Below are 11,806 nucleotides of genomic sequence, written 5' to 3'. Positions count from 1 at the left end.
CAAGGAGCCAACCATGCCCTCCGCCTTTCCCGACATTCGCCTGCCAGCCCGCTCCGCCAAGCCCCGCGCCAATGGCCTGACCATGGTGCTGGACAAGAACATGGGCCTCAACGCCCTGACGGACCTGCTGGACACGGCGGCATCCAGCATCGATCTGGTCAAGTTCGGCTGGGGCACGAGCGCCATGCAGGACGCCGAGCTGATCCGAAAGAAGTGCGCCATGCTGGCCGAGCGCCAGATCATGTGCTGCCCTGGCGGCACCCTGACCGAGCTGGCCTGGCTGCAAGGCCGCATGGACAGCTACCTGACGCAGGCCAAGGCCCTGGGCTTTTCATGCATCGAGGTGTCCAACGGCACGGTGCCCATCCCGCAGGACCAGAAGAACGACATGATCAAGAAGGCCCTGGACATGGGCTTTCGCGTGACCTCCGAAGTGGGCTCCAAGCTGTCGGAAGAGGACAAGCGCATCACCCTGGAAGAGCGCCTGGCGCAAATCCGATCGGAGCTGGCCGCCGGCGCCTGGAAGGTGATCATCGAGGCCCGCGAAAGCGGCACCCAGGGCATCTTCGACAAGAAGGGCGGCACCCAGCTCGACCTGCTGCACGCGCTCACGAACGAGGCTGGCGCCGACAACCTGATCTTCGAAGCCCCCTTGCGCAGCCAGCAGACCGAGCTGATTCTGATGCTGGGCAACCAGGTCAACCTGGGCAACATCGCCCCCACCGATGTCGTCCCCCTGGAAACCTTGCGACTGGGCCTGCGCAGCGACACGCTGCGGTACTACCACATGGACTACCCCTGCATCCGCATGGGCCTGGGTGCAGAAGCCGCACTGGCCGCTTCGCAACGCGGCGACGTCATCGTCGTGGTCGACGCCTTGCGCGCCAGCTCCACCATCGTCACGGCCCTGGCCCACGGCATGCGCAGTGTGCGCCCCGTCACCAGCGTGGACGCCTGCATCGGTGAAGTCACCGCTGGCGAACGCGGTGGCAAGAAGGTCGAACAACTGCAATACGACAACTCGCCACTCGTCTTCGCCAGCAAGGACATGGCGGGCAAAGAATTGGTGCTGACCACCTCCAACGGCACAGAATGCCTGCATGCCGCCGCTTCCAATCCCGATGCCGTCACGCTGGTAGGATCGCTGCTGAACGCACGCGCGGTGGCCAGGTCGGCGCTGGACATGGCCCGCAGCCGCCGCCGCAACATCTCCCTCATCTGCGCCGGGCGCAACAACCAGATGGCCAGTGAAGACCTGATCGCTGCCTCCGAGATCGCGATGTCATTGCCTGGCGCCCCCGTGCTCGGCGACCTGCAGCCCATCTCCAGCAACGACTTCTACCGTGACTTCCTGGCCAGCGAATCCGGCCTGAACCTGTCCGCCCTGGGCAAGACGGCGGACGTGCTCTTTTGTGCCACCAAGGACAGCTTCCCCATCACGCCCGTCTACATGGACGGCAGCATCAGGATCCAGGCATGACCACCCCCAATTACAAAGACACCGTCCGCCTGCGCGCCAGCGAGCTGGAGGTCCAGGCCTATGACACGCTGGAACACAGCCTGCGCACCAACCCCATCCCTCCGCATCAGTTGCTGGCACACCTGCCCCTGTACCTGACACGCTCGTCGATGGCGCACATCATGTTCATGACGGACCTGTACAAGCAGGCCCTGACCGTGCACGGCGATGTGCTCGAATTCGGCGTGCGCTGGGGCCGCAACCTGGCGTTGTTCGCCTCGCTGCGCAATGTGCTGGAGCCGCATAACTACACACGCCGCATCATCGGCTTCGACACCTTCGAAGGCTTTGCCTCGCTGTCGGCGCAGGATGGGCAGGACGCCATCCTCAAGGACGGCCACCTGGCCGTGAGCGACAACTGGCAGGACACGCTGGAGAACCTGCTCACCCAGCATGAAGCCCTGGCACCTCGCCCCGGCCTCAAGCGTTTCGAGCTGGTCAAGGGCGACGTGGTCGACACCTTCCCTGCCTGGCTGGAGCAGCACCCCGAGAGCCTCGTGGCGTTGGCCTATTTCGACATGGACATCTACCGCCCCACCCGCGCCGCGCTGGAAGCCTTGCTGCCACGCCTGACCAAGGGCAGCGTCATCGGTTTCGACGAACTGTGCCTGCAAGCCTTCCCGGGCGAAACCGTTGCCCTGCGCGAAGTGCTGGACTTGTCAAAGCACCGCCTCATCCGCTCGCCCTACTCGGGCAACCAGAGCTACATCATCTTCGAGTGAGCCCAAAAGCAAAGCGCCCGATCAGGCGCTTGCTTCATGGTGCAAGCAGGCAGCCCTCATGGGCTGCTTTTGTTTTCAGGCCGCCCGCGTCGCGGATGGCGCCACCTTGGTCAGCTCGACCGCGTCCAGCTCGTCATCGGGCAAGGGGCCAAAGTCGGCCTGCATGGTGCGCGCCAGCGAGCGCTCCTGCGCGGTGGTTTCCACCTTGCGCAGCAACAAGCTCATGCTGCTGGCCTGCGCGCGTTCGCACACCTCGTTCTTGTCGTTCATGTACTCGAAACGCTCCACCTGGAAGCGGTGCTCGAACCAGCCCAGCTGCCAGAACTGATCGGTGAAGGCCAGCCAGGTCTTTTCGTTGAAGGCGCGCTTGTGCGTGGGGTCCTGCCAAGTCTTCATGGCCGCCTCGTGCGACACCTGCACGATCAGCTTGCCAGCCGGCTGGAGCATGTCCAGGCAGTTGCGCATCAGCATGGGCAAATCGTCGGCTTGCTCCAGCGCCGAGCTGGCAAAAATCATCTCGACGCTACCCGGCTGGATCTCGATCGGGCCCGTCTGCGGCGTGTCACCCGCAAAAGGCAGGAACACTGGCTGGGCAAAATCACCGTGCAGATCAGGCTGCATCAGGTCATTGGCATCGATGTTGAGCCAACCAGGCAGGTAGTCATGGCCAGAGCCGAGGTGCACCCGGGTGGGCTGCCACGGCGCGTGAGGCCGCCTCTCCTGGTGGGTGCGCCCGAAGCCAGCAGCAAAGGCCAGCAGGTCGGCATACGGCTCGATGGGGTCGGCCTGTTCGAAGGCCTGCAAAGCCGCACGGGCCTGCTCGTAAAAAGCGGGGGTGCCGAATTGCTGGCTGAAATAGGCCTCCAGCTGATCCTCCTCCAGCCACAGCACGCTGTGCTCGAACGCGTCATGCGGGCGGGTCTGCGGGCGACGCTCGGAGATGACCGGTGTGCCCAGCGACAGGCAGAGCGAGACGCGCGCCTGCTCGAAGCGGCTGCTCTCGTAGAAGTGGGCGTTGAACACGGCCTTGGCCTGCACGATGTAGGCATCGCGCTCCGGGCCGTACAGCGCGCCATCAAACACACTGACCTGCACGCCGGTGGACTCGATGCGCTGGATCATCGCCCGACGGCGCTCGTTCATGCTGCCGATGAACAGCAGGTCGATGGGGCGCTGCGCCAGCGGGATGGCATCGGCCTGCTTCAGATACGGCGCGTACAGGAAGGGCACCACCATCACCTCGTCGGGGTGGGCCGAATAGGCCTGGATGTTGTCCTGGTCGTAATCCACCACGGCGGAAGTCTTGAGCAGGGCCAGGTAATCCTTCGACACCGCCGCACCGCCCTGCCCCAGTTGCTCCAGGTTCACGAAGATGCAGCTGTAGCGCTGGCGCAGGTCGGCCTCGAAGCCCAGGTGCGCGCCAAACACGAAGTTGACGGCATCGTGGCGCAAACGGTTCTTGCCAATGCTGACCTCGGCCCCCATGCGCCGGAACTGGTGCCTGAAGTAGCGAGCCTGGTCAAGAAAACCCAGCGAATGCACGTAGCCCTTGGGCTGCACGATGCTCAGGTGGATGCGGGGCAGTTCAGTCATGACAGCACTCCGGTTTCCGTTAGGGGCTGGGATCAGGGACATCATGTTCATGCCCCTTCAGCTCAAATGATCAGGTGCCAAGCCCTGGGCCTGGCGCTCGGCCATGCGCCACAGGAGCTCGCCAAAATCGCGCGCATAGGCATCGCTGTCGAACAAGGGCGCCTCATTGCGCGCGCGGTGCAGGTGCTCGCGCAAGGCCTGGCGCTTGCCGGCATCGGCCGCCAACTCCAGCACCTTGGCCTTGTAGGTGTCCAGATCCTGGCAAATTAGATCAGGCAGGCCCACGTTGTGCAACAGGCTGGACGCCACACGTTGCGCAAAACTGTGGCCAGCATAGGTCACCATCGGCACGCCTGCCCACAAGGCGTCGCTGGCCGTGGTGTGGCCGTTACAGGGCCAGCTGTCCAGGTAGACGTCGGCCAGGGCAAAGCGGCTGATGTGTTCGCTGATGTGCACCTTGCGGGCAAAGACCAGGCGCTGCGGGTCCACACCGCGCTTGGCCGCTTCCTGGCGCAGGATGTTTTCGGCGTCCCCCAGCCAGTTGAGCAGCCACAGCACCGAATTGGGCGTGCGCTTGAGCAGATCGCACCAGACATCGAACACCTCGGGCGACAGCTTGAAGGGCTGGTTGAAGCCGCACAGCACCACGGCATCCTCGGGCAGGCCATGCGCAGCACGGCTGTCGGGCTGGGGCAAGGGGCGCTTGCGGTCATTGGGCTGATAACAATGCGGCATCAGCGCCAGCTTCTCGGTGTAGTGCGGCGCTTCGCCCAAGGGGCTCACCACGGCGTCACCAATCATGTAGTCGATGTAGGTGGCGCCACTGGTGCCCGGGAAGCCCAGGTAGGTGGCCTGCACTGGCGCCGCGCGGTGGGCGAAGATGCCCAGCCGGCCATTGACCGTGTGGCCCTTGAGGTCGATCAGCACGTCGATGTCGTCATCACGAATTTTCTGCGCGACCTGCTGGTCGCTCCAGTCGCCCACTTCCACAAACTGGGTGGCCACGGCCTTGATGCGCTGGCGCATGGGGCTATCTTCATCCGGGCCGTGTGAATACAGGTGCAGCTCGAAGCGTTCGGGGTCGAGCTTCTCCAGCACCTCGGCCAGCAGGATGGTGGTGGCGTGGTGGTGGAAGTCGCATGACACCATGCCCACCTTCAGGCGCTGACCCAAGGGGCGTGGTGCACGGGGTGCAAAAGGCTTGACGCCATGCGCATAGAAGTTGGCGCAGGCCTGTGCAGAACGCAGCTGGCGGCCCACATCGCCACTGAGCGTGACCGCGGCAAACACCGAGGACCAGTTGACCGACTCGGGGGTCAAGGCATCCAGCAGCTGGTTGACCTCTTCCATCTCCAGGGCGGCTTCATCCCAACGGCACAGTTCGCGGCTGATGAACACACGCAGGCTTTGCGCCGCCAGCTCGCCGCCATCGAGGCCCAGGGTCAATGCCGTGGTCAGGCACTCAATGGCCTCGGCCTTCATGCCCACGGCATTGAAGCAGATGCCCAGGCGGTAATGGCTCATCGCATGGGTCACATCTTGTGACAGCGCATCAAACAGGACCTGGATGCCTTCCTTATAGCGCTGCGCACTGAACAAGGTGTTCCCCAGGATCTGCAGGTACTCGGCGCTGGGCTTCATGCCAGGAGGCACATCCAGCATGTAGCTCGCCGCTTCGCTGTGGCGACCAACTTGCGAGAGGCACTCACCCATGAACTGGCGTGCCAGCAGGTTGCCCGGCTCCTGTTCCATGATGCGGCGCGTCTCTTCAATGGCGCGCTCGGCCTGATCCGATCTCAACAAGGCTCGTGCGAGGTTCAACCTGAACAGGGTGTCGGCTGGTGCCGCCTTGCAGGCTTTGTCGAACTCCTTGACGGCGGCAAGCCATTGCGCCTTCTTTGAAAACGCCAGGCCATGTTCCCAATGTTGATGCGCCTGCTTCAGAAGCCGTGCTTGTTGGCCGAAAACGGCTTGTGTCGAGGTTTGCATGGCGGATGACACCCATTTCATAAGGAAGAGGTGCCATCAGTCTAGACATCAACGATTCCCGTGGGAGTTGGAGATGCGCAGCAAAGCAATGTCATTTCTCTCGACACTATTTCACGAATCCGGGTTTTGTAAATCTCTCAAGTCCACACAAAGGGACGCCGATATGCAAAGCAACGGTCTTCTGAAAGGGTCCGTGGTCCGGTTAGCCGGCCGAGGTTCTGGTGGCAAGACGCCACTTTGGGCAATGCGGTTAGCTAGCGACGGTCTGGCAGTGCGGTAGCTGTATCACCGCGTTTACATGCCGGCGCTATCTGCCGGGAGTTTTGCAACCATAGGAGAGCACCATGCCTTCAATCATCAATACCAACCTGCTGTCCCTGAATGCACAGCGCAACACCAGCGTCTCTCAAATGTCGCTGAGCACCTCGATGCAACGCCTGTCTTCGGGCCTGCGCATCAACTCTGCCAAGGACGACGCCGCCGGCCTGGCCATCGCAGAACGCATGAACGCCCAGGTGCGTGGCATGAACGTCGCGGTGCGCAACGCCAACGACGGCATCTCGCTGGCTCAAACCGCTGAAGGCGCGCTGGGCAAGGTCTCTGACGCCCTGCAGCGTATGCGTGAACTGGCTGTGCAAGCCCGTAACGCTTCGAACAGTTCCAGCGACAAGGACTCCCTGAACAAGGAATACCAGCAGCTGGCCTCTGAAATCACCCGCGTGATCGGCGGCACCACCTTCAACGGCCAGACCATCATCGGTTCCAACGCCGGTGCCAAGGACTTCCAGATCGGTGCCAACACCACCAGCAACGACACCATCACCGTCACGACGTCCAACATGAACAGCGATGCCAGCATCACCGCTGTGACCGGCGCGAGCTCGAAGATCGACAGCAGCCAGAACGCCGCAGCGATCAAGACGGTGATCGACAACATCGACGGCGCCATCGACAAGGTCAACTCCGAGCGCGCCATGTACGGTGCCACTCAGAGCCGCTTTGACTCGGTGATCTCGAACCTGCAGGTCTCGGTCGAAAACCAGACCGCTGCTCGCAGCCGCATCATGGACACCGACTTCGCGTCGGAAACCGCGAACCTGTCACGTGCCCAGATCCTGCAACAGGCTGGCAACGCGATGATCGCCCAGGCCAACCAGCTGCCCCAGCAGGTCCTGTCTCTGCTGCGCTGATACGCCAGGCAAACCGGCTGGTTCATCCCTGCCGGCCCCCACAAGCCGCCTTCGGGCGGCTTTTTCTTTGCCAGTCTGAAATTGGGGGCCGATGGGGCCTTTATTCGCACTTTTGGTTCTCAAGAAAACTCCGAACATCCATACCACTGGCTGAAGGAATTTTTTGGACTCCTTCGGCGACTAGCTGAAGGTCGGCGCCATCGCCGGAAGTCTGACGAATCTTTAGGAGCGCGTTATGCCTCAGACGATCAATACCAACTTGAACTCGCTGAACGCTCAGCGCAACCTCAACACGTCGCAGATGTCGCTGTCCGTGTCGATGCAGCGGCTGTCCTCCGGCCTGCGTGTGAACTCCGCCAAGGATGATGCGGCCGGCCTGGCCATCGCCGAGCGGATGAACGCCCAGGTCAAGGGCATGAACGTCGCGGCACGCAACGCCAACGACGGCATCTCGCTGGCCCAGACCGCTGAAGGCGCGCTGGGCAAGGTCAGCGACGCGCTGCAACGCATGCGTGAACTGACTGTGCAGGCCCGCAACGCCTCCAACAGCTCCAGCGACAAGGACTCCCTGAACAAGGAGTTCAAGCAGCTGTCGATGGAAATCACCCGGGTTCTGGGCGCCACCACCTTCAACGGCAAGGACATCCTGGCCTCGGGTGCCGGCGCGCTGGACTTCCAGATCGGTGCCAACACCACCGCCAACGACCTGATCACGATCTCCACGGCCAACATGCTGGCTGACGCGAGCATCACGGCCGTCACCGGCACCACCGTGTCCATCGGCAGCGATGCCAACTCGGCGGCGCTCAAGACGGTGATCGACTCGATCGACGGCGCCCTGGACAAGGTCAACTCCGAACGCGCCGTCTACGGTGCAACGCAGAGCCGCTTCGACGCCATCATCTCCAACCTGCAGGTGGCCGCCGAGAACCAGACCGCTGCCCGCAGCCGGATCATGGACGCCGACTTCGCCGCAGAAACCGCCAACCTGTCACGCGCCCAGATCCTGCAGCAGGCCGGCAATGCGATGGTGGCGCAGGCCAACCAGCTGCCGCAGACTGTGCTGAAGCTGCTGGGTTGATGACCACCCCGGATGGATGGTTATCCAGCCGGGCGCTCAAGTCCTGAGGCTTCGTGCCGAAGTACACGGTGTCCGGCCTCGACCGGACATTGGCATGTCTGGCCCCATCCGGCTTGACTGGCGCTGAAGGAAGATCACGATGACCAGCACCTCTTCAATCTCTGGAACCATCAGCTCATTGGGCGTTGGCAGCGGCCTGGATGCCAACGCCATCGTGACCAAGCTGGTGGATCTGGAGCGTCAGCCCATTTCCACCCTTCAGACCGAAGCCGACAAGATCCAGTCCAAGATCTCGGCATTCGGCCAGGTGCAGTCCAATCTTTCCACGCTGCGCGACGCCGCGCAGAAGCTGGCCAACCCCGACATTTGGTACAGCACGACCTCCTCGTCCACGGACAGCAACGTCGTCAGCTTCACCACCTCGTCCGGCGCGGCCACGGGCAGCTACAGCGTATCGGTCTCCTCGCTGGCGTCCACCCAATCGGTGGTCACCAACACCGCACTGGCATCCAGCACGTCCACACTGGGCAGCGGCACGCTGACGATCGACCTGGGCAGCTTGAACGGCACCACGCTGACTTCGAGCAAGACGACGAACATCAGCATCGCTTCATCCGACACGCTGGAAGCCATCCGAGACAAGATCAACGATGCCGCCGCGGGGGTCACCGCCTCCATCGTCAAGGACTCCAAGGGCGCGCGCCTGGTGATGACCTCCAGTGCCACCGGCGCAGCCAACGCCTTCAAGGTGACGGTCAACGACACCGGTGACGGCAACAACACCGACGACGCAGGCTTGTCTGCCCTGGCCTATGACCCGGCGGGCGGCACCGCCGGCACGAAGCTGGCCAAATCGGCGACTGATGCAGCAGCCTCGGTCAACGGCGTGGATGTCACCTCCAGCACCAACCAGTTCTCGGACGTGCTGACCGGCATCAGCTTCACCGTGGGCAAGCTCACCGTGACGTCCAGCGGCACACCGCCGGTGCTCACCGACAACCCCGCCACCGTCACGGTCAAGCAGGACAACGACACCATCAGCAAGGCCATCAGCGACTTCGCCGGCGCCTACTCCTCGCTGGTCACCTTGCTGCGCACCAACACCAAGTACGACGATTCCACCAAGACGGCCGGCACCTTGCAAGGCGACAGCACCGCCGTGGGCGTCCTCAACCAGTTGCGCGCGACCATCGGCAGCACCTCGGGCAACTCATCGGTGTTCAACACCCTGTCGTCCGTGGGTGTGACGGTACAAAGCGATGGCACGCTGGCGGTGAACAGCACCAAGCTCACCAACTCGCTGGGCAAACTGAGTGAAGTGAAAAAACTGTTCGCCAACGCCAACCTGACCGACAGCAGCCAGGATGGCATCGCCACCAAGCTGCGCACCCTGGGTGACAACCTGCTGGGCTTCGAAGGTGCACTCACCACCCGCACCGCCGGCCTCAAAACCTCCGTGGCCAACAACCAGAAGCGCCAGGATGAACTGGACGCCCGCGCCACGCTGTACGAAAAGCGCCTGCGCGCGCAATACACGGCGCTGGACCAGACCATGGCCAACATCAGCGGCCAAAGCAGCTACGTGACACAGATGATCACAAACTGGAATAAAGGTTAGTGACATTTTCACGGTTCAGCCCTCAAGGCTGAGCAGTTCCAGCCGAAACACAGGACAAGCGGTGTGACGCGGATGGCATGGGGCCATCTCAGGCCGCTGTTCACAGGTGTGATGAGGCTTTAGAGGACTGCATCATGGCTACCGTAGGCTCAGCAACAAGAGTTGACGGCGTTGACCTCCAGATGATGGTCAGCGCTGCTACTGCTTTTGCGCGCCCGCAAGCCCATGTGAACGCCTCCTCGGCCGACAGCGAACCGGACGCCCGCTTTTCGCAAGCAGCCAGGCTGCGCAGCGCCACCTCCGCGGTGATGGATGCGGCCGCACGCCTGAACAAGACCCAGACCTGGCAGGCCACGAAGGCCACATCGGACAACGAGGCGGTGGTCCAGGCTGTCAGCGACAAAGCCACGCCGGGCGACTACGCCATCAATGTGGACGCACTGGCCACGGCACAAAGCACGGCCTCCACCACCTTCTCGTCCTTGTCGACCGTTGTGGGCATCGGCACGCTCAACATCGAGCTGGGCAGCTGGAACACCTCGCTGAGCACCTTTTCCACCAACCCCAATTGGCCCAAGGCCAGCGTGATGCTGGGCCCCAAGGACACCTCGCTGGAGCGCATCCGCGACAAGATCAACGCGGCCGGCGTGGGCGTGATCGCCCTGGTGGTCTCTGACGCCACGGGCTCGCGCCTGGTGCTGCGCTCGACGGCCACCGGCGAAGCCAACGGCTTCAAGGCCAGCCCGGAAGCGGACGGCAAGACTTCACCGGAAGCGGCACAGGCGCTCGCATCCATGGGCGTGGACCCTCAGTCCATGAAGGGCAACGCCCCCCTGACCCAGCCCGCGCAGGACGCCCGGCTGCGCATCGATGGTCGCCAGGTGCAATCCCCGCAGAACCTGATCGAGGATGAGCAGTCGGGCCTGACCCTCAGGCTCAATGGCACAAGCCCTGATCCCGTCAGGATCCACGTCGAGTCCGACACGCAGGCCATGGTGCAGGACATCCAGTCCTTCGCGCATGCCTACAACGACATGGCGACCCAATTGGCCGCCAGCGACCCGTCCACCTCGGACCCCAGCCTGCAGGCGGCGCACGCCATCGAGCAGCACATCCAGGAAGCCTTCAGCGCGAACGCCGGTGCCAACTCCCTGAGCCAGCCCTTCCAGTCCATCGGCATCCAGCTCAAGGACGGCCAGCTGCAGGTGGACGAAGGCGCACTGAACCAGGCCTTGCAGCAAGACCCCAGCCAGGTCGAACAATTGTTTGATGGCAGTGGCGGCGCAGGTCGTTCATCGGGCCTGGCCACACGCCTGCTGGCACTGACCCGAAGCGAGGACCCGCTGGCCGCGGCGCTGGGTGCCTCGGCCCCCATCAACGGGCAGGACAACCCATCTGCCGCAGGCGCCCTGTTCCGCCAGCGCCTGCTGGAGCAATACGCGCAATCGACGTCGTCCATGCACGAAGACGACGTCTCGATGTCGGCAAACGCGGCCTGAATACCGCCTATTTCCTGGGATCACATCACACCCAGGAGTTCAAGCTGCGAGGGGTGATGCCGATAAAGCATTAACGCTGAAATCAGCATCACCCAAGAGCTCCAGATGTACGCCACTGCTACCGGATCCTCCGCCAGTATGTTCGGTTCAAAAAACATGAGCAGCGTCTACCGCCAGATTGACATCGAGACCGGTGTCAGCGGCGCTTCCGCGCATCAACTCATCACACTGCTGTTCAACGGTGCGCTCGACAGCATCGCCCAGGCCAAGGGCGCCATGCAGTCGCGCAACATCGAAGCCAAGTGCGCGGCGGTCTCCAAGGCCGTGCGCATCGTCGACGAAGGCCTCAAGGCAGGCCTGGACATGCGTGCCGGCGGCCAACTCGCCCAGCAGCTGTGCGATCTGTACGGCTACATCACCATGCGCCTGACACAAGGCAACCTGCGCAACGACACCGAAGCGCTGGATGAATGCGTCAGGCTGCTGGCTCCGATCCGAGACGCGTGGGTCGCCATCGCCCCCGCCGATGCCACTGTTGTACGCGCAGCCATGGAGGTGCACGCATGAACGCCCCGGAATTGATCACTGCGCCCGA

General features: G+C 63.0%; 9 protein-coding genes. 7 read left to right on the top strand and 2 right to left on the bottom strand.

What is annotated here, in order from left to right:
• Nucleotides 1-13 precede the first annotated feature (13 nt).
• Entirely contained in the window at nucleotides 14-1,480 is a 1,467-nt protein-coding gene (locus JY96_RS22940; protein ID WP_081961343.1) for a phosphosulfolactate synthase, read from the top strand.
• On the top strand, nucleotides 1,477-2,241 hold the full coding sequence (locus JY96_RS16640; RefSeq protein WP_052162644.1) for a class I SAM-dependent methyltransferase: 765 nt from the start codon (nucleotides 1,477-1,479) through the stop codon (nucleotides 2,239-2,241). Before JY96_RS22940 ends, JY96_RS16640 begins: the two co-directional genes overlap by 4 nt.
• 75 nt (nucleotides 2,242-2,316) lie before the next feature.
• Here the strand turns inward: JY96_RS16640 and JY96_RS16635 are convergent, their stop codons facing one another.
• Nucleotides 2,317-3,834 carry a hypothetical protein gene (locus JY96_RS16635; protein ID WP_035039190.1) on the bottom strand — a complete coding sequence of 506 codons (1,518 nt, stop codon included), beginning with the start codon at nucleotides 3,832-3,834 and terminating at the stop codon, nucleotides 2,317-2,319.
• A gap of 57 nt (nucleotides 3,835-3,891) precedes the next feature.
• Nucleotides 3,892-5,823 (bottom strand): tetratricopeptide repeat protein, encoded by a 1,932-nt coding sequence (locus tag JY96_RS22465; protein ID WP_161784353.1) that lies wholly within the window; start codon nucleotides 5,821-5,823, stop codon nucleotides 3,892-3,894.
• Between the two features lie 344 nt (nucleotides 5,824-6,167).
• On the opposite strand from JY96_RS22465, the gene JY96_RS16625 reads away from it, so the two are divergent.
• From JY96_RS16625 to fliS, 5 genes are all read left to right on the top strand, one after another.
• Nucleotides 6,168-7,013 (top strand): flagellin, encoded by an 846-nt coding sequence (locus tag JY96_RS16625; RefSeq protein ID WP_035039186.1) that lies wholly within the window; start codon nucleotides 6,168-6,170, stop codon nucleotides 7,011-7,013.
• 235 nt (nucleotides 7,014-7,248) lie between these two features.
• Nucleotides 7,249-8,094 (top strand): flagellin domain-containing protein, encoded by an 846-nt coding sequence (locus JY96_RS16620; RefSeq protein ID WP_035039183.1) that lies wholly within the window; start codon nucleotides 7,249-7,251, stop codon nucleotides 8,092-8,094.
• A 139-nt stretch (nucleotides 8,095-8,233) separates the two neighbouring features.
• Nucleotides 8,234-9,712, top strand: coding sequence for a flagellar filament capping protein FliD (fliD, locus tag JY96_RS16615; protein ID WP_035039181.1), 1,479 nt, complete (start codon nucleotides 8,234-8,236; stop codon nucleotides 9,710-9,712).
• Nucleotides 9,713-9,789: 77 nt separating this feature from the next.
• Nucleotides 9,790-11,211, top strand: a complete 1,422-nt coding sequence (fliD, locus tag JY96_RS16610) for a flagellar filament capping protein FliD (protein WP_081961342.1) — start codon at nucleotides 9,790-9,792, stop codon at nucleotides 11,209-11,211.
• A 156-nt stretch (nucleotides 11,212-11,367) separates the two neighbouring features.
• Entirely contained in the window at nucleotides 11,368-11,778 is a 411-nt protein-coding gene (gene fliS / locus JY96_RS16605) for a flagellar export chaperone FliS (protein ID WP_235333959.1), read from the top strand.
• Nucleotides 11,779-11,806: the final 28 nt, after the last annotated feature.

The sequence above is a fragment of the Aquabacterium sp. NJ1 genome, from assembly GCF_000768065.1.
Lineage (GTDB): Bacteria > Pseudomonadota > Gammaproteobacteria > Burkholderiales > Burkholderiaceae_C > Aquabacterium.
The sequence above is the reverse complement of the archived record's forward strand: the minus strand, read 5'-3'. Positions and strand labels throughout refer to the sequence as shown.